The sequence below is a fragment of the Pseudomonas sp. RA_5y_Pfl1_P24 genome, assembly GCF_963970945.1.
Lineage (GTDB): Bacteria > Pseudomonadota > Gammaproteobacteria > Pseudomonadales > Pseudomonadaceae > Aquipseudomonas > Aquipseudomonas tritici.
The window spans coordinates 86,861-110,471 of sequence record NZ_CAXAOJ010000011.1 but is presented as its reverse complement, the minus strand read 5'-3'; the positions used below and the strand labels follow the sequence as shown (position 1 = coordinate 110,471).

The 23,611-nt window shown below is 57.6% G+C and carries 20 protein-coding genes; 17 read left to right on the top strand and 3 right to left on the bottom strand.

Going from position 1 to position 23,611, the window contains the following annotated elements:
- Positions 1-156 precede the first annotated feature (156 nt).
- Complete coding sequence (locus AACY30_RS19770) at positions 157-468, top strand: DUF485 domain-containing protein (protein WP_339414684.1); 312 nt, start codon at positions 157-159, stop codon at positions 466-468.
- Positions 465-2,123 (top strand): cation acetate symporter, encoded by a 1,659-nt coding sequence (locus AACY30_RS19765; RefSeq protein WP_339540986.1) that lies wholly within the window; start codon positions 465-467, stop codon positions 2,121-2,123. Before AACY30_RS19770 ends, AACY30_RS19765 begins: the two co-directional genes overlap by 4 nt.
- Before the next feature lie 172 nt (positions 2,124-2,295).
- Here AACY30_RS19765 and gltA read toward each other — a convergent pair whose 3' ends face one another.
- Positions 2,296-3,585 carry a citrate synthase gene (gene gltA / locus AACY30_RS19760; RefSeq protein ID WP_339470351.1) on the bottom strand — a complete coding sequence of 430 codons (1,290 nt, stop codon included), beginning with the start codon at positions 3,583-3,585 and terminating at the stop codon, positions 2,296-2,298.
- Between the two features lie 364 nt (positions 3,586-3,949).
- Between gltA and sdhC the strand changes: the two genes are divergently transcribed.
- The 11 genes from sdhC (at position 3,950) to AACY30_RS19705 (ending at position 17,949) form a co-directional block, all read left to right on the top strand.
- Entirely contained in the window at positions 3,950-4,324 is a 375-nt protein-coding gene (gene sdhC, locus AACY30_RS19755; RefSeq protein WP_339470350.1) for a succinate dehydrogenase, cytochrome b556 subunit, read from the top strand.
- On the top strand, positions 4,318-4,686 hold the full coding sequence (gene sdhD / locus AACY30_RS19750; RefSeq protein ID WP_003172805.1) for a succinate dehydrogenase, hydrophobic membrane anchor protein: 369 nt from the start codon (positions 4,318-4,320) through the stop codon (positions 4,684-4,686). Before sdhC ends, sdhD begins: the two co-directional genes overlap by 7 nt.
- A gap of 3 nt (positions 4,687-4,689) precedes the next feature.
- A complete protein-coding gene (sdhA, locus tag AACY30_RS19745; RefSeq protein WP_065872671.1) occupies positions 4,690-6,462 on the top strand; it encodes a succinate dehydrogenase flavoprotein subunit in 1,773 nt (590 codons plus the stop codon).
- A gap of 11 nt (positions 6,463-6,473) precedes the next feature.
- The gene (locus tag AACY30_RS19740; protein WP_003172807.1) at positions 6,474-7,178 is read left to right on the top strand and encodes a succinate dehydrogenase iron-sulfur subunit; all 705 of its coding nucleotides are present in this window, start codon (positions 6,474-6,476) and stop codon (positions 7,176-7,178) included.
- Positions 7,179-7,441: 263 nt separating this feature from the next.
- Positions 7,442-10,273, top strand: a complete 2,832-nt coding sequence (locus tag AACY30_RS19735) for a 2-oxoglutarate dehydrogenase E1 component (RefSeq protein WP_339470349.1) — start codon at positions 7,442-7,444, stop codon at positions 10,271-10,273.
- Positions 10,274-10,317: 44 nt separating this feature from the next.
- Positions 10,318-11,556 (top strand): 2-oxoglutarate dehydrogenase complex dihydrolipoyllysine-residue succinyltransferase, encoded by a 1,239-nt coding sequence (gene odhB / locus AACY30_RS19730; protein WP_339540985.1) that lies wholly within the window; start codon positions 10,318-10,320, stop codon positions 11,554-11,556.
- Positions 11,557-11,664: 108 nt separating this feature from the next.
- The gene (gene lpdA / locus AACY30_RS19725; RefSeq protein WP_339414678.1) at positions 11,665-13,101 is read left to right on the top strand and encodes a dihydrolipoyl dehydrogenase; all 1,437 of its coding nucleotides are present in this window, start codon (positions 11,665-11,667) and stop codon (positions 13,099-13,101) included.
- Positions 13,102-13,305: 204 nt separating this feature from the next.
- On the top strand, positions 13,306-14,472 hold the full coding sequence (gene sucC / locus AACY30_RS19720; RefSeq protein ID WP_060754516.1) for an ADP-forming succinate--CoA ligase subunit beta: 1,167 nt from the start codon (positions 13,306-13,308) through the stop codon (positions 14,470-14,472).
- On the top strand, positions 14,472-15,353 hold the full coding sequence (sucD, locus tag AACY30_RS19715) for a succinate--CoA ligase subunit alpha (protein ID WP_065872666.1): 882 nt from the start codon (positions 14,472-14,474) through the stop codon (positions 15,351-15,353). Before sucC ends, sucD begins: the two co-directional genes overlap by 1 nt.
- Positions 15,354-15,726: 373 nt before the next feature.
- On the top strand, positions 15,727-17,040 hold the full coding sequence (gene brnQ, locus AACY30_RS19710) for a branched-chain amino acid transport system II carrier protein (protein WP_339540984.1): 1,314 nt from the start codon (positions 15,727-15,729) through the stop codon (positions 17,038-17,040).
- A 171-nt stretch (positions 17,041-17,211) separates the two neighbouring features.
- On the top strand, positions 17,212-17,949 hold the full coding sequence (locus AACY30_RS19705; RefSeq protein WP_339414676.1) for a DUF599 domain-containing protein: 738 nt from the start codon (positions 17,212-17,214) through the stop codon (positions 17,947-17,949).
- A gap of 60 nt (positions 17,950-18,009) precedes the next feature.
- On the opposite strand, the gene AACY30_RS19700 is transcribed toward AACY30_RS19705, so the two are convergent.
- Both AACY30_RS19700 and AACY30_RS19695 read right to left on the bottom strand, forming a co-directional pair.
- Positions 18,010-19,347, bottom strand: coding sequence for an IS4 family transposase (locus AACY30_RS19700; RefSeq protein WP_339540983.1), 1,338 nt, complete (start codon positions 19,345-19,347; stop codon positions 18,010-18,012).
- 134 nt (positions 19,348-19,481) lie between these two features.
- The gene (locus AACY30_RS19695) at positions 19,482-19,733 is read right to left on the bottom strand and encodes a hypothetical protein (protein WP_090407089.1); all 252 of its coding nucleotides are present in this window, start codon (positions 19,731-19,733) and stop codon (positions 19,482-19,484) included.
- A 157-nt stretch (positions 19,734-19,890) separates the two neighbouring features.
- Here AACY30_RS19695 and AACY30_RS19690 point away from each other — a divergent pair, with 157 nt between their 5' ends.
- The 4 genes from AACY30_RS19690 (at position 19,891) to AACY30_RS19675 (ending at position 23,606) form a co-directional block, all read left to right on the top strand.
- Positions 19,891-20,367: a PaaI family thioesterase gene (locus AACY30_RS19690; RefSeq protein ID WP_339470347.1), complete on the top strand. Its 477-nt coding sequence runs from the start codon at positions 19,891-19,893 to the stop codon at positions 20,365-20,367.
- The gene (locus tag AACY30_RS19685) at positions 20,364-20,801 is read left to right on the top strand and encodes a PaaI family thioesterase (protein WP_339470345.1); all 438 of its coding nucleotides are present in this window, start codon (positions 20,364-20,366) and stop codon (positions 20,799-20,801) included. The genes AACY30_RS19690 and AACY30_RS19685 overlap by 4 nt, the downstream gene beginning before the upstream one ends.
- 104 nt (positions 20,802-20,905) lie before the next feature.
- Positions 20,906-22,810 (top strand): molecular chaperone HtpG, encoded by a 1,905-nt coding sequence (htpG, locus tag AACY30_RS19680; protein ID WP_339470343.1) that lies wholly within the window; start codon positions 20,906-20,908, stop codon positions 22,808-22,810.
- Positions 22,811-22,877: 67 nt separating this feature from the next.
- Complete coding sequence (locus tag AACY30_RS19675; protein ID WP_339470341.1) at positions 22,878-23,606, top strand: dienelactone hydrolase family protein; 729 nt, start codon at positions 22,878-22,880, stop codon at positions 23,604-23,606.
- Positions 23,607-23,611 lie beyond the last annotated feature (5 nt).

The window sequence follows — 23,611 nt, the reverse complement described above, 5'->3', positions numbered from 1 at the left end:
GTCGTTTCTGGGCCAAAGACTGTCAATTCAGTCAGTGCAAAACTGGCGATAACACTCATGTCGTTCTAATACTAAGGTCGTCTGGAACCCTTTGTGCAGCCGCATACAGTGGATACGTTCCAATAATAAAAAAGCTGTGCTGCGAGGATAAAAACAATGAACGACAGCATTTACCTCTCGATTCAAAACAGCCCGCGTTTCAAGGAGCTGGTGAGAAAAAGGGAACGGTTCGCCTGGATTCTCTCGGCGATCATGCTAGGGCTTTACTCCGGTTTCATCCTGTTGATCGCCTACGGGCCACACGTGCTGGGGGCAAAACTCAGCCCCGGCTCGTCGATTACCTGGGGCATTCCCTTGGGTGTCGGGCTGATTGTGTCGGCTTTTGTCCTGACCGGCATCTATGTGCGGCGGGCCAACGGCGAGTTTGACGACCTGAACAATGCGATTCTCAAGGAGGCTGCGCAATGATCCGGCGTCTACTGGCAGTATTCGGCGCTTCGCTCTTTGCTCCGGCCGTTTGGGCGGCGGAGGCATTGACCGGTGAAGTGCAAAAGCAACCGCTGAACATCTCCGCCATCGTGATGTTTGTCGCGTTTGTCGGTGCCACCTTGTGCATCACCTACTGGGCGTCCAAACGTAACAATTCGGCAGCCGACTACTACGCGGCTGGCGGTAAGATTACCGGTTTCCAAAACGGCCTGGCGATTGCCGGTGACTATATGTCGGCGGCGTCCTTCCTGGGGATTTCCGCGCTGGTCTATTCCTCCGGTTATGACGGCCTCATCTACTCGATCGGCTTCCTGGTGGGCTGGCCGATTATTCTGTTCCTGATCGCCGAGCGCCTGCGTAACCTTGGCAAGTACACCTTTGCCGACGTGGCGTCCTACCGCCTCGGGCAAGCCCAGATCCGCAGCCTGTCGGCGTGTGGCTCCCTGGTAGTGGTGGCGTTCTACCTGATCGCGCAGATGGTTGGCGCGGGTAAGTTGATCCAACTGCTGTTTGGCCTGGACTACCACGTAGCGGTCATCCTGGTGGGTATCTTGATGTGCATGTACGTGCTGTTCGGCGGCATGCTGGCGACCACTTGGGTGCAGATCATCAAGGCAGTGCTGTTGCTGTCCGGTGCCTCGTTCATGGCGCTGATGGTGATGAAGCACGTCAACTTCGACTTCAACGCCCTGTTCTCCGAGGCGATCAAGGTTCACCCTAAAGGTGAAGCGATCATGAGCCCCGGCGGCCTGGTCAAAGACCCGATTTCGGCATTCTCCCTGGGCCTGGCACTGATGTTCGGTACCGCTGGCCTGCCGCACATCCTGATGCGCTTCTTCACCGTAAGCGACGCAAAGGAAGCGCGTAAGAGCGTGCTGTATGCCACCGGTTTCATTGGCTACTTCTACATCCTGACCTTTATCATTGGCTTTGGCGCGATCCTGCTGGTCAGCACCAACCCGGCGTTCAAAGACGCGGCAGGCGCCTTGTTGGGTGGTAACAACATGGCGGCGGTGCACCTGGCCAATGCGGTGGGTGGCAGTATCTTCCTGGGCTTCATCTCGGCCGTGGCGTTCGCCACCATCCTCGCAGTGGTTGCCGGTTTGACCCTGGCCGGTGCTTCGGCGGTGTCCCATGACCTGTACGCCAGCGTGATCAAGAAAGGCAAGGCCAACGACAAGGATGAGATTCGCGTATCGAAGATCACCACCATCGCCTTGGGCGTTTTGGCTATCGGCCTGGGTATCCTGTTCGAAAGCCAGAACATTGCGTTCATGGTCGGCCTGGCGTTCTCGATTGCGGCCAGCTGTAACTTCCCGGTGTTGCTGCTTTCCATGTACTGGAAAAACCTCACCACCCGTGGCGCGATGATTGGCGGCTGGCTGGGCTTGATCAGTGCGGTTGGTCTGATGGTGCTGGGCCCGACCATCTGGGTCTCGATCCTGCACCATGAAAAAGCCATCTTCCCGTACGAGTATCCGGCGCTGTTCTCGATGATCATTGCGTTCGTCGGGATCTGGTTCTTCTCCATCACCGACAAGTCGGCGGCGGCAGAGAAAGAGCGTGCGCTGTACTTCCCGCAGTTTGTGCGTTCGCAAACTGGCCTGGGGGCGAGTGGGGCAGTACAGCACTGAAGCAGCTTTAAGCTACAAGCTGCAAGTTAAAAGCAGTGCTGTGTAGAGAAATACCCCTGTAGAGATGCAGGGGTATTTTTTTGCTTGTAACTAATCGCTTGAAGCTTGCAGCTCACTAAATTCCAGCCAAAAAAAACGGCCTCATTAAGAGGCCGTTTTATTTGGCTGGAATTTAGTGCCGATCTTCCAGCTTGGTGATGTCACGCGACTCGTAGCCGGTGTACAGCTGGCGCGGGCGGCCAATCTTGTACGGGCTGGAGAGCATTTCTTTCCAGTGGGAGATCCAGCCCACGGTCCGCGCCAGGGCGAAGATCACGGTGAACATGCTGGTTGGAATGCCGATCGCCTTGAGGATGATCCCCGAGTAGAAGTCGACGTTCGGGTACAGCGAGCGTTCGATGAAGTAGGGGTCGGTCAGGGCGATCTCTTCCAGGCGCATGGCCAGTTCGAGTTGCGGATCGTTCTTGATGCCCAGTTCCTTCAACACTTCGTCGCAGGTCTGTTTCATGACGGTGGCGCGCGGGTCGCGGTTCTTGTAGACCCGGTGACCGAAGCCCATCAGCTTGAACGGGTCGTTCTTGTCCTTGGCCTTGGCGATGAATGTGTCGATGTTCGAGACGTCGCCGATTTCATCGAGCATGGCCAACACGGCTTCGTTCGCACCGCCGTGGGCTGGGCCCCACAGTGCAGCGATACCGGCGGCGATACAGGCGAACGGGTTGGCACCCGAAGAACCTGCCAGACGTACGGTAGAAGTCGAGGCGTTCTGTTCGTGGTCGGCGTGAAGGATAAAAATCTTGTCCATCGCGGCGGCCAGCACGGGGCTGATCGGTTTGATCTCGCACGGCGTGTTGAACATCATGTGCAGGAAGTTTTCCGCGTACGTCAGGTCGTTGCGCGGGTACATCATGGGTTGGCCCATGGAGTACTTGTAAACCATTGCGGCCAGGGTCGGCATCTTGGCAACCAGGCGGATCGCGGAGATTTCGCGATGCTGCGGGTTATTGATGTCGAGGGAGTCATGATAGAAGGCCGACAGGGCGCCGACCACGCCGCACATGACGGCCATCGGGTGGGCGTCGCGACGGAAGCCGTTGAAGAAGGTCTTCAACTGCTCGTGAACCATGGTGTGGTTCTTCACGGTGCTGACGAACTGGGCTTTTTGCTCGGCTGTTGGCAATTCGCCGTTTAGCAGCAGGTAGCAGGTTTCCAGGTAGTCCGACTTCTCAGCCAGTTGTTCAATCGGGTAGCCGCGGTGAAGCAGAATGCCATTATCGCCGTCGATATAGGTGATCTTCGACTCGCAAGAAGCGGTCGACATGAAGCCTGGGTCGAAAGTGAAACGGCCCGTGGCCGTCAGGCCCCGTACGTCGATAACATCGGGACCAACGGTGCCGGTTAAAATGGGCAGCTCGACGGGGGCTGCGCCCTCGATGATCAACTGCGCTTTTTTGTCAGCCATGTGGCCTCCTATTTATGCTTCAAATCATCAGACAGACCCCCCACGCAGGGCCCGCACCACTATAGTGAGATAAATTCAGATGTCAATTTGCCTAAAGTCTTGCCCCAGAAGGCTTTAACCGTACTTTTTCCTCGAAATTGACTGCCGTTTACGCCTTTTACCCCGCCAGCGCAATCCGCTATTAGGGTGAGGTGAGCGCGTTGTCATTAGTAACCTAACTGTCTATACTCGGCCACCGACCGCCAAGGGCTTTTGGGCTTGCTTTCATTGGGGGTCGCACTCCCTGGGTGGTGCTTACCTGACCAGTGCACTCCCCGACAACTTTGCCCTGATTGTTAGGGGCTCTTAAGTGTGAAAAAAAGCCGTGAATAGCCAACGACCTGTAAACCTAGACCTAAGGACCATCAAACTCCCCATCACCGGCGTTACGTCGTTCCTGCACCGTGTTTCCGGCATCATCCTGTTCCTGGGCTTGGGCATCATGCTTTATGCATTGAGCAAATCCCTGGGTTCCGAGGAAGATTACGCCGAGGTGAAGGCATGCTTGACCAGCCCGCTGGCCAAGTTCGTAGCATGGGGCCTCTTGTCCGCTCTGCTGTATCACCTGGTAGCCGGTGTGCGCCACTTGATCATGGACATGGGCATCGGTGAGACGCTGGAAGGCGGCCGCCTGGGCTCGAAAATCATCATCGCCATTTCCGTGGTGCTGATCGTTCTGGCAGGAGTTTGGATATGGTAACCAGCGTTACGAACCTATCGCGTTCGGGCCTCTATGACTGGATGGCACAACGTGTGTCTGCGGTTGTTCTCGCGGCTTATTTCATTTTCCTGATCGGATACCTCGTCGCAAATCCGGGCATCGGCTATGAGCAATGGCACGGCCTGTTTTCCCACAATGCGATGCGAATCTTCAGTCTGCTGGCCCTTGTTGCCCTGGGTGCTCATGCCTGGGTTGGCATGTGGACCATCGCGACCGACTACCTGACGCCAATGGCACTGGGTAAGTCCGCGACCGCAGTACGTTTCCTCTTCCAGGCAGTATGCGGCGTCGCGATGTTCGCTTACTTCGTCTGGGGTGTGCAGATTCTTTGGGGTATCTGATTCATGGCTAACATTCCAACTATTTCATTCGACGCCATCATTATTGGTGGCGGCGGTGCTGGCATGCGCGCTGCGCTGCAGCTGGCACAGGGCGGTCACAAGACTGCCGTGATCACCAAGGTGTTCCCGACCCGTTCCCACACCGTATCGGCCCAGGGTGGCATCACCTGCGCCATCGCCTCCGCCGACCCGAACGATGACTGGCGCTGGCACATGTACGATACCGTCAAGGGTTCCGACTATATCGGTGACCAGGACGCTATCGAATATATGTGTCAGGAAGGCCCGGCCGCGGTGTTCGAGCTGGACCACATGGGTCTGCCGTTCTCCCGTACCGAGCAAGGCCGTATCTACCAGCGTCCATTCGGTGGCCAGTCGAAGGATTACGGTAAAGGCGGGCAGGCTGCCCGTACTTGCGCCGCGTCCGACCGTACCGGTCACGCGCTGCTGCACACGCTTTATCAGGGCAACCTGAAAGCCGGCACTACGTTCCTGAACGAATACTACGCGGTTGACCTGGTGAAGAACGCCGACGGCGCATTCGTCGGCGTGATCGCCATTTGCATCGAAACCGGTGAAACCACCTATATCCGCGCCAAGGCTACTGTTCTGGCGACGGGCGGTGCAGGCCGCATCTACGCTTCGACCACCAATGCCCTGATCAACACCGGTGACGGCGTTGGCATGGCACTGCGTGCCGGCGTGCCAGTGCAAGACATCGAAATGTGGCAGTTCCACCCGACCGGCATCGCCGGTGCCGGTGTACTGGTTACAGAAGGTTGCCGTGGTGAAGGTGGTTACCTGATCAACAAGCACGGCGAGCGTTTCATGGAACGTTATGCGCCGAACGCGAAAGACCTTGCTGGCCGTGACGTTGTAGCCCGTTCGATGGTTAAAGAGATCATCGCCGGCAACGGCTGTGGCCCGAACGGCGACCACGTACTGCTCAAGCTCGATCACCTGGGCGAAGAAGTGCTGCACAGCCGTCTGCCAGGCATCTGCGAGCTGTCCAAGACCTTCGCACACGTTGACCCGGTCGTTGCACCGGTTCCGGTTGTTCCAACCTGCCACTATATGATGGGCGGCGTGCCGACCAACATTCATGGCCAGGCGATCACCCAGAACGCTGAAGGCGTGGACGAGATCATTCATGGTCTGTTCGCCGTAGGCGAAGTGGCGTGCGTATCGGTACACGGTGCCAACCGTCTGGGCGGCAACTCGCTGCTCGATCTGGTGGTATTCGGTCGTGCTGCCGGCCTGCACCTCGAAAAAGCGCTGACCGACGGCATCGAATACGATGACGCGACCGACGCCAACATCGAAGCAGCCCTGGCCCGTCTGAATGCGCTGAACTCGCGCACGGATGGCGAAGACGTAGCTACCCTGCGTCGCGAGCTGCAAAGCTGCATGCAGAACTACTTCGGTGTATTCCGTACCGGCGAATACATGCAGAAGGGTATTGCCCAGCTGGCTGATCTGCGCGTGCGCATCGCCAACGTCAAGATCAACGATAAGAGCCAGGCGTTCAACACCGCTCGTATCGAAGCCCTTGAGCTGCAAAACCTGCTGGAAGTGGCTGAAGCGACTGCGATCGCCGCCGAGGTTCGTAAAGAATCCCGTGGTGCTCATGCGCGTGAAGACTTTGAAGATCGCGATGACGAAAACTGGTTGTGCCACACCCTATACTTCCCGGGTGACAAGCGCGTAACCAAGCGTGCCGTGAACTTCTCGCCGAAGACGGTACCGACGTTTGAACCGAAGATTCGGACTTACTAAGGGTGGCTGCCATGTTGAAAGTCAGTGTTTATCGCTACAACCCTGATCAGGACGCTGCGCCGTTCATGCAGGAGTTCCAGGTTGATACCGGTGGTAAAGACCTGATGGTGCTGGATGTACTGGCGCTGATCAAAGAGCAGGACGAAGGTTTCTCGTATCGTCGCTCTTGCCGTGAAGGTGTGTGCGGTTCCGACGGCATGAACATCAACGGCAAAAACGGCCTGGCGTGCATCACGCCGCTGTCTGCCGTGGTTAAAGGCAACAAGCTGATCGTTCGTCCGCTGCCAGGTTTGCCGGTTATCCGTGACCTGGTCGTGGATATGAGCATCTTCTACAAGCAATACGAGAAAGTTAAGCCGTTCCTGCAGAACGACACGCCGGCTCCGGCCATCGAGCGTCTGCAGTCCCCGGAAGAGCGCGAGAAGCTCGACGGTCTGTACGAGTGCATCCTGTGCGCTTGCTGCTCGACGTCGTGCCCGTCCTTCTGGTGGAACCCGGACAAGTTCCTGGGTCCAGCTGCCCTGCTGCAAGCGTACCGCTTCCTGGCAGACAGCCGTGACACCAAGACGTCCGAGCGTCTGGCTTCGCTGGATGACCCGTTCAGCGTATTCCGCTGCCGCGGGATCATGAACTGCGTCAACGTATGTCCCAAAGGCCTGAACCCGACTAAGGCCATTGGTCACATCCGTAACATGCTGCTGCAGAGCGGCGTGTAAGCGACGTTTTTCGTAAAAGCAGGACCGTTGTGCCCGTAAATGCTACGGCGCAGGCTTCAACCGGCGCCGTAGTTTTAACTTGAGCAGCGACTTACAAAGCCGCGGCTCTTATTTTGAAGAAATGAGACAAGCAGGGGCATTCGGGTTGGTACCCGAACTATCAGCGTGATCCTAAGTGGCTTGTTTTGGTCGCTGCACTTGGCCTTTTGCAAGCAAACTCGGTGTTTTCGCCGGTGGTGTCCCCAAATCGAGGGTGACCAAGCATGCAAGAAAGCGTGATGCAGCGCATGTGGAACAGCGGCTATCTTTCAGGTGGTAACGCTGCCTATGTGGAAGAGCTTTATGAGCTCTACCTGCACGACCCTAACGCTGTGCCAGAAGAATGGCGCACCAAATTTCAGACGTTGTCTTCAGACGGCAACGCTGCCACCGATGTATCGCACGCCACGATTCGCGATCAGTTTGTGCTGCTGGCAAAGAACCAGCGCCGCGCCCAACCGGTTTCCGCCGGCAGCGTGAGCAGTGAGCACGAGAAGAAGCAAGTTGAGGTGTTGCGACTGATCCAGGCCTACCGGATGCGTGGCCACCAGGCGGCCCAGCTTGATCCGCTGGGGCTCTGGAAGCGTCCTGCACCTGCTGACCTGTCGATCAATCATTACGGCTTGACCAATGCCGATCTTGATACGACCTTCCGTGCCGGCGACCTGTTCATCGGCAAAGAGGAAGCGAGCCTACGCGAAATTCACGAAGCGTTGCAGCAGACATATTGCCGCACCATTGGCGCTGAGTTCACGCACATCACCGATTCCGAGCAACGCCACTGGTTCCAGCACCGTCTGGAAGGTGTGCGTGGTCGTCCAGTGCTGTCTGACGATGTCCGCAGCCATCTGCTCGAGCGCGTAACCGCTGCCGAAGGCCTGGAAAAGTACCTGGGTACCAAATACCCGGGCACCAAGCGTTTCGGTCTGGAAGGCGGCGAAAGCCTGATCCCGATGCTCGACGAGTTGATCCAGCGTTCCGGTTCCTACGGCACCAAGGAAATCGTGATCGGCATGGCTCACCGTGGTCGCTTGAACGTGTTGGTCAACACCTTCGGCAAGAACCCGCGTGAGCTGTTCGACGAGTTCGAAGGCAAGAAGAAGGTTGAGCTGGGTTCCGGTGACGTTAAATACCACCAGGGCTTCTCGTCCAACGTGATGACCACCGGCGGTGAAGTTCACCTGGCCATGGCCTTCAACCCATCCCACCTGGAAATTGTTTCTCCAGTGGTCGAGGGTTCGGTCCGTGCTCGCCAGGATCGTCGTAATGACACCACCGGTGAAAAGGTTCTGCCGATTTCCATCCACGGTGACGCGGCTTTCGCCGGTCAAGGCGTGGTCCTGGAAACGTTCCAGATGTCGCAGACCCGCGGCTTCAAGACCGGCGGTACCGTTCACATCGTCATCAACAACCAGGTTGGCTTCACCATCAGCAACCCGCTGGACGCGCGCTCTACCGAGTACGCGACCGACGTTGCCAAGATGATCCAGGCGCCGATCCTCCATGTGAATGGCGATGATCCGGAAGCTGTGCTGTTTGTGACCCAGTTGGCCATTGATTACCGCATGCAGTTCAAGCGCGATGTGGTGATCGACCTGGTTTGCTACCGCCGTCGCGGTCACAACGAAGCGGACGAGCCAAGCGGTACTCAGCCGTTGATGTATCAGCAGATCACCAAGCAGCGCACTACCCGTGAGCTGTACGCCGAAAGCCTGACCAAGGCCGGCGTGGTTGACGATGCGCGTGTTCAGGCGAAAGTCGATGAATACCGCAACGCGCTGGACAATGGTCTGCATGTTGTAAAAAGCCTGGTTAAAGAGCCGAACAAAGAGTTGTTCGTTGACTGGCGTCCGTACCTGGGCCACGCCTGGACTGCGCGTCACGATACGTCGTTCGATCTGAAGACCTTGCAGGAGTTGTCCGCCAAGCTGCTGGAAATCCCGGAAGGTTTCGTGGTTCAGCGCCAGGTTGCGAAGATCTACGAAGACCGTCAGAAGATGCAAGCCGGCGGCCTGCCGATCAACTGGGGTTACGCCGAAACCATGGCGTACGCGACCCTGGCGTTCGAAGGTCACCCTATCCGCATGACTGGCCAGGACATCGGCCGTGGTACGTTCTCGCACCGTCATGCTGTGCTGCACAACCAGAAAGACGCGGGCACCTATATCCCGTTGCAGAACCTGTACGCTGGCCAGCCACGTTTCGACCTGTACGATTCGTTCCTGTCCGAAGAAGCGGTACTGGCGTTCGAATACGGTTACTCGACCACCATGCCGCAGGCGCTGGTGATCTGGGAAGCCCAGTTCGGCGACTTCGCCAACGGTGCCCAGGTGGTTATCGACCAGTTCATCACCAGCGGCGAGCACAAGTGGGGCCGTCTGTGCGGTCTGACCATGCTGCTGCCACACGGTTATGAAGGTCAGGGTCCGGAGCACTCCTCGGCCCGTCTGGAGCGTTACCTGCAGCTGTGCGCCGAGCACAACATCCAGGTGTGCGTGCCGACTACCCCGGCCCAGATCTACCACTTGCTGCGTCGCCAGGTGATCCGCCCGCTGCGCAAGCCGCTGGTGGTACTGACACCGAAGTCGCTGCTGCGTCATAAATTGGCCATCTCGACCCTGGAAGATCTGGCGGATGGTTCGTTCCAGACCGTTATTCCAGAGATCGATACGCTGGACGCGGCGAAAGTGACTCGCCTGGTCCTGTGCAGCGGCAAGGTCTACTACGACCTGCTGGAAAAACGCCGTGCCGAAGGCCGCGAAGACATCGCCATCGTGCGTATCGAGCAGCTTTACCCGTTCCCGGAAGACGACCTGATGGAGGCCATCGCGCCTTACACCAACCTCACTAATGTTGTGTGGTGCCAGGAAGAACCGATGAACCAGGGCGCTTGGTACAGCAGCCAGCATCATTTGCGTCGCAGCATCGGTAACCATAAGCAGGCCCTGGGCCTGGAATATGCCGGTCGTGACGCTTCTGCTGCACCCGCGTGTGGTTATGCGTCGATGCACGCCGAGCAGCAGGAAAAACTGCTGCAAGATGCTTTCACTGTTTAACGCCTTCGCGCTGACTGAAACCGAATTTTAAGGACCCACAGATAATGGCTATCGAAATCAAAGCCCCGTCATTCCCGGAATCGGTTGCCGATGGCACCGTTGCCACCTGGCACAAGAAACCAGGCGACGCTGTAAAGCGTGACGACCTGATCGTCGACATCGAGACCGACAAAGTCGTTCTGGAAGTGTTGGCCGAAGCTGACGGCGTACTGGGTGCAATCGTTGCCGAAGAAGGCGCTACCGTTCTGTCGAACCAGGTGCTGGGCTCGATCGAAGAGGGCAGCGCTGCTGCCGCTGCTCCTGCTGCCGCTGCTCCTGCTGCCGCTGCACCGGCTGCTGCTTCGGCTCCCGCTGCTGCTCCGGCTGCAGGTGGCGAAGATCCCATCGCTGCACCGGCTGCCCGTCAGCTGGCTGAAGAAAACGGCATCAACCTGTCGTCCATCAAAGGCACCGGCAAAGACGGCCGTGTGACCAAGGAAGACGTGGTGGCTGCAGTTGAAGCCAAGAAAAACGCTCCAGCCGCCGCACCTGCCAAGGCAGCTGCCCCGGCTGCCGCTGCGCCTGTGTTCGCCGCTGGCGACCGCACCGAGAAGCGCGTACCGATGACCCGCGTACGGGCCACCGTGGCCAAGCGTCTGGTTGAAGCACAGTCGAACATGGCGATGCTGACTACCTTCAACGAAGTCGACATGACCGAAGTCATGGCCCTGCGTTCGAAGTACAAGGATCTGTTCGAGAAGTCCCACAACGGCGTGCGCCTTGGCTTCATGTCGTTCTTCGTGAAAGCGGCTACTGAAGCGCTGAAACGCTACCCGGCAGTCAACGCTTCGATCGATGGTACCGACATCGTTTACCACGGCTATGCAGACATCGGCGTTGCCGTGTCCAGCGACCGTGGCCTGGTAGTTCCAGTACTGCGTAACGCCGAGCTGATGAGCCTGGCTGAAATCGAAGGCGGCATCGCAGGCTTCGGCAAGAAAGCCCGTGACGGCAAGCTGACCATCGACGAGATGACCGGCGGTACGTTCACCATCACTAACGGTGGTACCTTCGGTTCGATGATGTCGACGCCGATCGTCAACCCGCCACAAGCCGCAATCCTGGGCATGCACAACATCATCCAGCGTCCGATGGCCATCAACGGCCAAGTCGTGATCCGCCCGATGATGTACCTGGCACTGTCTTACGATCACCGCCTGATCGATGGTAAAGAAGCCGTGACTTTCCTGGTGACCATCAAAAACCTGCTGGAAGACCCAGCTCGTCTGCTTCTGGATATCTAAAAAGCAGCTGCAAGTCGCAAGCTGAAAGCGCCAAGCCCAAAGCGGCGAACGGTGCTTTCAACTTGCGGCGTGCAGCTTGTAGCTTGCAGCTAAAAAGGGAACCTTTTTATGACACAGAAATTTGACGTTGTAGTGATTGGTGCAGGTCCTGGCGGCTATGTTGCCGCCATCAAGGCCGCACAACTGGGCCTCTCGACTGCTTGCATCGAAAAATACACCGACAAGGAAGGCAAACTGGCATTGGGCGGTACTTGCCTGAACGTTGGTTGCATTCCTTCCAAGGCGCTGCTGGACAGCTCCTGGAAATTCCACGAAGCCCAAGACGGTTTCGCGATCCACGGCATTAACCACGCTGGCGTGACCATGGACGTGCCAGCGATGATCGGCCGTAAAGCCAACATCGTTAAAGGCCTGACTTCCGGCGTTGCCACCTTGTTCAAGGCCAACGGCGTGACTTCCCTGCAAGGTCACGGCAAGTTGCTGGCCGGCAAGAAAGTTGAAATCACCAAGCCAGACGGCTCGGTTGAAGTCATCGAAGCCGAGAACGTGATCCTGGCCCCAGGTTCGCGCCCAATCGACATCCCACCTGCTCCAGTTGACCAGAACGTGATCGTTGATTCGACCGGCGCCCTGGAGTTCCAATCGATTCCTAAGCGTCTTGGCGTGATCGGCGCTGGCGTGATCGGCCTGGAACTGGGTTCGGTATGGTCCCGTTTGGGGTCCGACGTCACCGTGCTGGAAGCTCTGGACACGTTCCTGCTGGCTGCCGACACCGCGGTGTCCAAAGAAGCCCTGAAAACCCTGACCAAGCAAGGTCTGGACATCAAGCTGGGCGCCCGTGTTACCGGTTCCAAGGTCAACGGCGAAGAAGTCGTTGTGACCTACACCGATAAAGAAGGCGAGCAGACCATCACATTCGACAAGCTGATCGTAGCCGTTGGTCGCCGTCCAGTGACCACTGACCTGCTGGCAGCTGACAGCGGCGTGAACATCGACGAACGTGGCTTCATCCACGTTGACGATCACTGCGCTACCACCGTGCCTGGCGTGTACGCCATCGGTGACGTGGTTCGCGGCATGATGCTCGCGCACAAGGCTTCCGAAGAAGGCATTATGGTTGTCGAGCGCATCAAGGGTCACAAGACCCAGATGAACTACGACCTGGTCCCATCGGTTATCTACACCCACCCGGAAATTGCATGGGTCGGCAAGAACGAACAGCAGTTGAAAGCTGAAGGCGTTGAAGTTAACGTCGGCACCTTCCCGTTTGCTGCTTCTGGCCGTGCCATGGCAGCCAACGACACCGGTGGTTTTGTCAAAGTCATCGCTGATGCCAAGACTGACCGCGTATTGGGCGTCCACGTGATTGGCCCAAGCGCTGCAGAACTGGTTCAGCAAGGCGCGATCGGTATGGAATTCGGCACCAGTGCCGAGGACCTGGGCATGATGGTCTTCTCCCATCCGACCCTGTCCGAAGCGTTGCACGAAGCAGCGTTGGCGGTGAATGGCGGCGCCATCCACATCGCCAACCGCAAGAAGCGCTAAGCGAGATAATAAGAAACCACGGCGGAGTTGCCCGTCGTGAGCCTTGCGCGCAAGACTCACCGCGGAATATCCGCTGGACGCAGTCTTGCGCAGCTTTACGGGCCCTGAGCCCCGCAAGTTGCGCAAGCAGCAGTCACAGGTGGCGCGGCACTCATAATGAGCGCAGCGCCGAATGCGCAGTACCTAACGAAGACGGTAAAAAGCATGAATCTTCACGAGTATCAGGGTAAGCAGCTGTTCGCTGAATACGGCCTGCCAGTATCCAAGGGCTACGCAGTAGACACCCCGGAAGCAGCAGCGGAAGCGTGCGACAAAATCGGCGGCACCGAGTGGGTTGTCAAAGCCCAGGTCCACGCTGGTGGTCGCGGTAAAGCGGGCGGCGTTAAGCTGGTTCGCAGCAAAGAAGACGCCAAAGCCTTCGCACAGCAGTGGCTGGGCAAGCGTCTGGTGACTTACCAGACTGATGCCAATGGCCAGCCAGTCACCAAGATCCTGGTTGAATCGTGCACTGATATCGCTAAAGAGCTGTACCTGGGCGCTGTCGTTGACCGTTCGAGCCGTCGCATCGTGTTCATGGCTTCCACCGAAGGTGGCGTGGACATCGAGAAAATCGCTCACGAAACCCCAGAAAAAATTCTGAAAGCCACTATCGATCCACTGGTTGGCGCTCAGCCATTCCAAGGTCGCGAGTTGGCATTCCAGCTGGGCCTGGAAGGCAAGCAAGTTGCCCAGTTCGCCAAGATCTTTGTGGGTCTGGCCAAACTGTTCCAGGATCACGATCTGGCCCTGCTGGAAGTGAACCCGCTGGTGATCAAGGCTGACGGCGATCTGCACTGCCTGGACGCCAAGATCAACATCGACGCCAACGCCATGTACCGTCAGCCTAAGCTGAAGACTTTCCACGATCCGTCGCAAGACGATCCGCGCGAAGCGCACGCTGCCAAGTTCGAACTGAACTACGTAGCGCTGGAAGGTAACATCGGTTGCATGGTCAACGGTGCTGGCCTGGCCATGGGTACCATGGACATCGTCAACCTGCATGGCGGCAAACCAGCCAACTTCCTCGACGTAGGCGGTGGTGCCACCAAAGAACGCGTGACCGAAGCCTTCAAGATCATCCTGTCCGACGCCAACGTCGCTGCAGTACTGGTCAATATCTTCGGCGGCATCGTTCGTTGCGACATGATTGCCGAAGGCATCATCGGTGCAGTGAAAGAAGTCGGCGTTAAAATCCCGGTTGTTGTTCGCCTTGAAGGTAACAACGCTGAACTGGGCGCTAAAGTACTGGCAGAAAGCGGTTTGAACATCATCGCGGCTACCAGCCTGACCGACGCTGCTCAACAAGTTGTCAAAGCTGCGGAGGGCAAATAATGAGCGTCCTGATCAATAAAGACACCAAAGTTATCTGCCAGGGTATTACCGGTTCGCAAGGTAGTTTCCATACCCAGCAAGCCATCGAATACGGCACCAAGATGGTGGGTGGCGTTACTCCTGGTAAAGGCGGTACCGAGCACCTGGGTTTGCCAGTGTTCAACACCGTGAAAGAAGCTGTAGAAACCACTGGCGCTACCGCCAGCGTGATCTACGTTCCAGCTCCTTTCTGCAAGGACTCCATCCTGGAAGCAGCCTTCGGCGGCATCAAGCTGATCGTTTGCATCACCGAAGGCATTCCTACCCTGGACATGCTGGACGCTAAAGTTAAGTGCGACGAGCTGGGTGTTACCCTGATCGGCCCTAACTGCCCAGGCGTGATCACCCCAGGCGAATGCAAGATCGGCATCATGCCAGGTCACATTCACTTGCCAGGCAAAGTCGGTATCGTTTCCCGTTCCGGCACCCTGACCTACGAAGCTGTTAAGCAGACCACTGACGCCGGTTTCGGTCAGTCGACTTGCGTCGGCATCGGCGGTGACCCGATCCCAGGCTCCAACTTCATCGACATCCTGAAGCTGTTCCAGGAAGACCCGAAGACCGAAGCGATCGTCATGATCGGTGAGATCGGCGGTTCGGCTGAAGAAGAAGCGGCTGCCTACATCAAGGCACACGTGACCAAGCCGGTTGTTTCCTACATCGCTGGTGTGACTGCCCCTGCTGGCAAGCGCATGGGCCATGCTGGCGCAATCATCTCTGGCGGCAAGGGCACTGCAGACGAGAAGTTTGCAGCCCTGGAAGACGCAGGCGTTAAAACCGTGCGTTCGCTGGCAGACATCGGCAAGGCTTTGTCCGAGCTGACGGGTTGGGCTGTCAAATAAGCCTCGCGCTTAGCTGACGCTTTACCCACACAAAGGCCACCTTCGGGTGGCCTTTGTGCGTTTAAAGGCAGCTATAAGCGGCAAGCTTTAAGCGGTAAGAGAGAAGCATGCGGTGCTTCTTGCCGCTTGAAGCTTGCCACTTGTTGCTGCTCTTACGAGAATGCGACATGGAACTGTCGCTTATCGGACAGTCCGCCCCGCAACAGTGCGTTTGTCAGCCCAATTCTGTACCCTAGCCGCCTCTTTATGCGCCCGCATCCCAAAAGGAAGCCGCGCGCTAGACCGGTCGGCTCCCATAAGGGCCGGCAGTATTTCCCTCATCCATAGGGAATCCCTCTCTAAATTCCGATTCAGTAGTGTGGTATTTCCTCAAATGAAAGTGTTGAAAGGCCAGGACATCCTGGCGCTGGGTTTTATGACCTTTGCCCTGTTCGTGGGCGCCGGCAACATCATCTTCCCGCCTATTGTGGGTTTGCAGTCCGGGCCTCACGTTTGGATGGCAGCGCTGGGCTTTTTGATCACCGCGGTGGGTTTGCCGGTGGTCACCGTGATCGCGCTGGCCAAGGTTGGCGGCGGTATGGACGCGTTGAGCAGCCCGATCGGCAAGATTGCCGGTGGCCTGCTGGCGGCGGCGGCGTATCTGGCGGTAGGGCCGCTGTTCGCCACGCCGCGTACCGCGACCGTATCCTTTGAGGTGGGCCTGGCACCGCTGACCGGCGAAAGCCCGTTGGCGCTGTTCCTCTACAGTTCGGTGTATTTCCTGGTGGTGTTCTTTGTCTCCCTGTACCCAGGCCGACTGCTGGACACCGTGGGTCGATTCCTCGCACCGCTGAAGATCATTGCCTTGGCCATCCTCGGCATCGCCGCGTTTGCCTTGCCGGCCGGTGACGTGGGTGTCGCTACCCCGGAATACGTGGCTGCGCCGTTCTCACAAGGCTTCATCAATGGCTACCTGACCATGGATACCCTGGGCGCCCTGGTGTTCGGCATCGTGATCGTCAACGCCATTCGCTCCCGTGGCCTGGAGTCGCCAAAGCTGATCACCCGCTACGCAATCATCGCCGGCTTGATCGCCGGTGTGGGCTTGGCGCTGGTGTATGTCAGCCTGTTCCGCCTTGGTTCGGGCAGCCATGAAGTCGCCGCCGGTGCTGCCAATGGCGCCGCCGTATTACACGCCTATGTGCAACACACGTTTGGTTCCCTGGGCAGCGGCTTCCTGGCTGTGCTGATCTCCCTGGCGTGCCTGGTCACGGCTGTTGGCCTCACCTGTGCCTGCGCCGAGTACTTCAGCCGCGTCTTGCCGCTCTCCTACAAGACCCTGGTGGTGATCCTGGCGCTGTTCTCGCTGTTCGTGTCCAACCTGGGCCTGACCAAGCTGATTGCCTTCTCGATCCCGGTACTCACCGCGATCTATCCGCCGTGCATCGTGCTGGTTGCGCTGAGCTTCTGCAAAGACTTCTGGCAGGAGCAGGGCCGTATCGTTGGACCGGTGATGTTGGTGTCGTTCATCTTTGGCTGCATCGACGCGCTCAAGGGGGCGGGTCTGGCGGGTTGGTTGCCGTCGCAGTTTGCAAATTTGCCGTTGAGCGAGCAGGGCCTGGCGTGGCTGGTGCCTTCGGTGATGACCCTGGGGGTTGCGGTGGTGGTTGACCGCATGCTCGGTAAGCGCAGCGAAGCAATCGCATAACCTACGTTCTCGCAGTACTGAAATGCCCCGTATCAATCGATACGGGGCATTTTTTATGCTTATGAGACAACAACCTTCTAAAGTTGGAGCGCAGTAAATATGGGAGCGAGCAAGCCCGCCCCCACATTTTAGACTGCGTTAACATCCACACCACCGTGCAACAGGATCCACATGTCGTTCGTCGAAACCAATCAGATCCACCTGCTTGCCGCCCTCTGGTTCGTCCTCTGCTGGGGAGGGTACACCCGCTATGCCACCTGGAAAGCCCGGGACACCGCGTGCCTCGCCAGCGTGCTGCATCTGTATCGCGAAGACTGGATGCGCCGCATGCTGTTGCGCGACAACCGCATCGCCGATGCCAGTGTGATCGGCAACCTGGAACGCAACGCCTCGTTCTTCGCCTCCAGTACCTTGATTATCCTGGCCGGTATTCTCACCGTGCTCGGCGCCTCGGAGCGCGCGGTGTCGCTGTTGGCGGACATCCCCATGGTGCAGCAGGCCTCCCAAGGCATGTCAGAGATCAAGCTGCTATGCCTGGCGCTGGTATTCGTCTATGCGTTTTTCACGTTCAGCTGGTGCATGCGCCAATACAACTTCGCGGCGGTGCTGGTGGGCTCGGCACCGATGATCGGCGAGCGGCACGTGTCGGAGCAGGAGCGCAACGCATTTGCCCTGCGCGCGGCACGGGTGATCTCCATGGCCGCCAACCAGTTCAACTTTGGTCTGCGCGCTTATTACTTCGGCATGACCATGCTCGCGTGGTTTGTCAGCCCCTGGTTGTTCATGTTGATGAGCAGTGGAGTGGTGCTGGTGTTGTATCGCCGGGAGTTTCATTCCGACGTACTGCAAGTGATGGTGTATACGCAGACCGATACGCCGTTGCCGGAAGTGGTTAAAGAGACGATTTAGTTAAACCGTCAACTCTAAATGCCAGACAAAAGAAAGCCCGCTATCTAAGCGCAATGCTGTTCACTTAAGCGGAGCAGCATTGCGGTTAATCGGATACCGGGTTTTTGACATCTTCACCGCCCTGGGCCTTGCTGGCCTGGGGCGTTTTGTTATGAAGAGCACACCTATGCTGCCGCGAAGCTCTTCCAGGCGTCTTGGCGTATGTGATGGCGATACGGCGCCAGCCATCACCACCAAATGGCTAGCGATATGCTGACAGGCAAACTTGAAGCTCACCTCGCTGGGGGCTCGGTTGTGCGCAACAGCTGCCTGGCTGGCCTCGCGTCGCACTACGTTGTACGCCAGCAACAGTCCCCACAGCTCCTGATACACCAGCTCTACGGTCTTGCTGCGAAGGGTCAATGCGTTGTCCTGCATTGAGCTTTTGATATCCCGAAAACCCAGCTCGATCTCCCATCGTTCATGATAAAGAGTAGCGACCTGCTCAGCGCTAAAGCGTGAAGCGGGCAGCGAGGTGAAGACGGTTTTTTCCTTGCCTTCGACCTCATAGCTGACGGCTCGCACCTGCCAGTACTCAGGCAGAACCGGGTTCTTTTTACGCGCCTGTGGCGAGACCTTCATCTGCACCAGGTAGTCCCCATCGCCGTAGCACTCAATTTCCGTACGGACCGTGCCCTTGCGTTCCGGGATCATCCAATGACGGTTTTGCTCAGGACTTTGGATGCTCAGTAACAGGTCCGCACTGAAAAAGCCTTTATCCAGCAGCGTCACCGAATCGTTGGGTATGGCCTCAACGAAATCCCTCGCCAGTGGGATCTCGCCCTTTCGATAAGGGCTGATGGCCGCATTGGCAATGATGTGCGAGCGGGCATTCATCAGTGCAACAAGGCGCAATACCGGGTATGGGGTTTGACGTTCGGAAGAGGTATTGCCAGAGCCGAAATGCTCTCGCAAGGCAGATGTTTCCGGTGTTCGAAATAAGGCGCCATCAACTGCAAACACCTGGAGCCCATGCCAGTCGTCTTGTGGGTAGCGCTCATATCCCCAGGCGTTGGCGCACTGCTGAAACAGCCAGGCGATGGGTTGCTTGCCCAGACGTTGGCGAGCCTGGGACAGCGCGCTTTTGGCCAGGAGCACCTCGTTGGCAAGTCCGTCGGCGCAGATATTCAATCGACGAGCGACTTCAATGACCGGCTCGCCCCTGAAAAGGGCCATCCCGATTACCAGCCAAAGCACCATGTCCGAAGGCAGACGGCGACGTCGGATCGTCGCTTTATCAGCCAGCGTGGCCGCTGCTGTTATCCACTCATCAGGAATATGATCGGCGAACACCTCAAGGCGTGAGAGCGGCCGCTCAGCAAAATCTAGAACAGCACTTAAATCCTGGGCAACAGGCATAAAAAAATCCGGAGTCCTTATCAGACTCCGGATTTTCCGGCTGCTTGAGGATTAGTCAACAATCCTTAAGTGAACAGCATTGCGCTATCTAAGCGGGCTTTCTTCTTGCAGCAAAGCTATTTCAAGCCGCGGTCTCAAGAACCGGTGGCAGGGGTAGCAGGTGCTGCTTCTTTTGCGGCGGCGTCGTTAGATTCAGCCTGAGCTTTGGCAGCATCGGCATTTTCTTTCGCGGCGTCGTTCACTTTATCCTGAGCCTTCGCCATGTCTTTCTGAGCTTGCTCGGAATGTGCTGCGGCGTCTTGGGCTTTGTCTTCGGATTTCTTGTCGCAGGCAGCGAGACCGAGGGCAGCGGCCAGCATCATGGAAATAGCTAAAGTCTTGCGCATTGGGTGTTTCTCCTTATTGAAGATATCTACTGGCCTTTCGAGCATGGCGGTTCAGCATTAGTTCCTTTTGTTACGAAGATATATAAAAACAGTCACCTAGGAACTTCCATACGCGCCACCGATATTGCGAATCCATACAAATAAGAGTCCAGACACGATGACCGAAAATCCCCTGCTAGCGCGTGCGACACGCTTTGTATCGGCCTTGCGCCATTGTCAGGTGTTGGGCATTACCGCCCATCATGCCGACGCGCAGGGCGTCACACTTGTCATGCCCTACGCCGCGCATCTGGTAGGAAACCCCACTACCGGCGTGATCCACGGCGGCGCGCTGACCTCCTTGATGGACACGGCCTGCGGCATGGCCACCCTGTGTGTATTGCCGGAGTTCGAGGTGTGCCCGACCCTCGACCTGCGGGTCGATTACATGCATCCCGCCGCGCCACATAAACCGGTGTATGGGTTCGCCCAATGCTATCGAGTGACCACCGACGTGATCTTCACCCGTGGCTTCGCCTATCAGGATGACGCTCAACAACCCATCGCCCATGTGGTGGGTACGTTCATGCGCATGGGCAAGCGCCTCAAAGGCACGCAAGGGCTGGGCAGTACGCTCAAGGGAGAACAGGCATGACGCACCGTTTCAAGACCCGCCTGGAGCAGGCCCATGCGCGCGGCGATTACGAGGCGCTGCTCAACCTGATCCCTTACGCCAAACTGATCGGCATCGAATGCACCCGGCTTGGAGATGAATTGCTGTTTCGGCTGCCGGCCAACAAGGACAATATTGGTAACCCGATATTGCCGGCGCTGCACGGTGGGGTGATAGCGGGCTTTATGGAACTGTCGGCGGCGCTGCACCTACTGGTGTTTACCGGTACGCCAGGCATCCCGAAAATCATCGATTTTTCCCTGGATTACCTGCGCGCCGGGCAATTTCGCGACACTTACGCCAAATGCCAGGTGTGGCGCCAAGGCCGACGAGTGGCAAACGTGGCGATCACCGCCTGGCAAAGCATCGCGGCCGAGCCCATCGCCACCGCTCGTGCGCATTTCAAAATCGAGTAACAGAGCTGCCCTTGAAATCCTGGTCTTAGCCCCCAACTTTGATGACAACCCGCCGCCAACCCTCAAGGGCGCGGCCACTACCATCCAATTGGAGTTTGATGACCATGAGTGTGGAAACTCAAAAGGAAACCCTGGGCTTCCAGACCGAGGTGAAGCAACTGCTGCACCTCATGATCCATTCGCTGTATTCCAACAAGGAAATCTTCCTTCGCGAATTGATCTCGAACGCCTCTGACGCTGTCGACAAATTACGTTTCGAAGCCCTGTCCAAGCCGGAGTTGCTTGAAGGTGGCGCCGAACTGAAAATCCGTGTGAGCTTCGACAAGGACGCCAAGACCGTCACCCTCGAAGACAACGGCATCGGCATGAGCCGTGAAGACGCGATTACCCACTTGGGTACCATCGCCAAATCCGGTACCGCTGATTTCATGAAGAATCTGTCGGGCGACCAGAAAAAAGATTCGCACCTGATCGGCCAGTTCGGTGTGGGCTTCTACTCGGCCTTTATCGTTGCCGATAAAGTTGAAGTGTTCAGTCGCCGTGCCGGCCTTGCCGCCGGTGAAGGCGTGCACTGGTCATCCAAAGGTGAGGGCGAGTTCGAAATCGCTACCATCGATAAGGCCGACCGTGGCACGTGTATCGTGCTGCACCTCAAAGACGGTGAAGACGAGTTTGCCGATGGCTGGCGCCTGCGCAACATTATCAAGAAGTACTCCGACCACATCGCTTTGCCCATCGAACTGCCTAAAGAACAGGCTGCTGCCGAAGGCGAAGAAGCGCCGGCCCAGGAATGGGAAGTGGTCAACCGCGCCAGCGCGCTGTGGACCCGTCCGCGTACCGAGATCAAGGACGAGGAATACCAGGAGTTCTACAAGCACATCGGTCACGACTACGAAAACCCGCTGAGCTGGAGCCACAACAAGGTCGAAGGCAAGCTGGAATACAGCTCGCTGCTCTACGTGCCGGCCCGTGCTCCGTTCGACCTGTACCAGCGTGAAGCGCCGAAGGGCCTCAAGCTCTACGTGCAGCGCGTGTTCGTGATGGACCAGGCGGAATCCTTCCTGCCGCTGTACCTGCGCTTTATCAAAGGCGTGGTCGACTCCAACGACCTGTCGCTGAACGTGTCGCGTGAAATCCTGCAGAAAGACCCGATCATCGACTCCATGAAGTCGGCGCTGACCAAGCGCGTGCTCGACATGCTGGAAAAACTGGCGAAGAACGAGCCTGAGCAATACAAAGGCTTCTGGAAAAACTTCGGCCAGGTCATGAAAGAAGGCCCTGCTGAAGATTTCGCCAACAAGGAAAAAATCGCCGGCCTGCTGCGTTTTGCATCGACTCATGAAGAGGGCGGCGAGCAAGTTGTGTCGCTGGCCGAGTACCTGGCACGTGCCAAGGATGGTCAGGACAAGATCTACTACCTGACCGGCGAAACCTACGCTCAGGTCAAGAACAGCCCGCACCTGGAAGTCTTCCGCAAGAAAGGCATCGAAGTGCTGCTGCTGACCGACCGTATCGATGAGTGGCTGATGAGCTACCTCAGCGACTTCGACGGCAAGTCCTTTGTCGACGTGGCCCGTGGTGACCTGGACCTGGGTAACCTGGACTCCGAAGAAGAGAAGAAAGAAGCCGAAGAAGTCGCCAAGGCCAAAGAAGGCCTGGTTGAGCGGATCAAGGCGTCCCTGGGCGAGGCTGTCAGCGAAGTGCGGGTTTCCCACCGTCTGACCGATTCCCCGGCGATCCTGGCCATCGGCGAAGCGGACCTGGGCATGCAGATGCGTCAGATCCTCGAAGCCAGCGGGCAAAAGGTTCCGGATTCCAAGCCGATCTTCGAATTCAACCCGGCTCACCCGCTGATCGGGAAGCTCGACGCCGAGCAGAACGAAGAGCGTTTTGGCGACCTGTCGCACATCCTCTTCGACCAAGCGGCCCTGGCTGCTGGCGACAGCCTGAAAGACCCGGCCGCCTATGTGCGCCGCCTGAACAAGCTGTTGGTTGAACTGTCGGTTTGACACCGTTGTAGAGAAAACCCGCCTCGGCGGGTTTTTTCGTTCTAGTGCATCTCAACTGGAGTAAATGATGAGCCAAGTCACTGTGCGTTCCGTGGTCTATCAGATTGATGGCCAGTCTTATGAAAGCCGCCTGGCGTTCGATGCCAGCCACAAAGGCCCGTTGCCGGGCCTGCTGATGGCGCCGAACTGGATGGGTGTGAGTGCGGGTGCCGAAGAGATCGCCAAAAGCGTGGCCAGCAAGGGCTACGTGGTGCTCATCGCCGACCTGTACGGGCAAACCGTGCGTCCGTCGAATGGCGATGAAGCCGGCGCAGCGATGATGCCGTTGAAGAATGACCGCCCGTTGCTGACCCAGCGTATGCAGGCGGCCTTCGAGCAGTTGCAAGGCCAGGCCGAAGCGAAGGTTGATACCTCCAGGTTGGCAACCTTTGGGTTCTGCTTTGGCGGTTGCTGCTCCCTGGAGCTGGCGCGCACCGGTGCGCCGTTGAAGGCTGCGGTATCGTTCCACGGCACCCTCGACACGCCGAATCCGGCGGATGCGAAGAACATCAAGGGTTCAGTGCTGGTGCTGCACGGTGCTTGCGACCCGTTGGTGCCGAAAGAGCAACTGCCGGCGTTTGAAGATGAAATGAACGCGGCGGGTGTGGATTGGCAGTTGCTGAGCTACGGCGGCGCGGTACATTCCTTCACTGACCCGCATGCGAATGTGCCGGGCACGATGATGTACGACGCGAAGACCGCTGCGCGGGCCTTTCAGTCGATGCATAACTTGTTGGATGAAGTGTTCAAGGGCTAAATCCC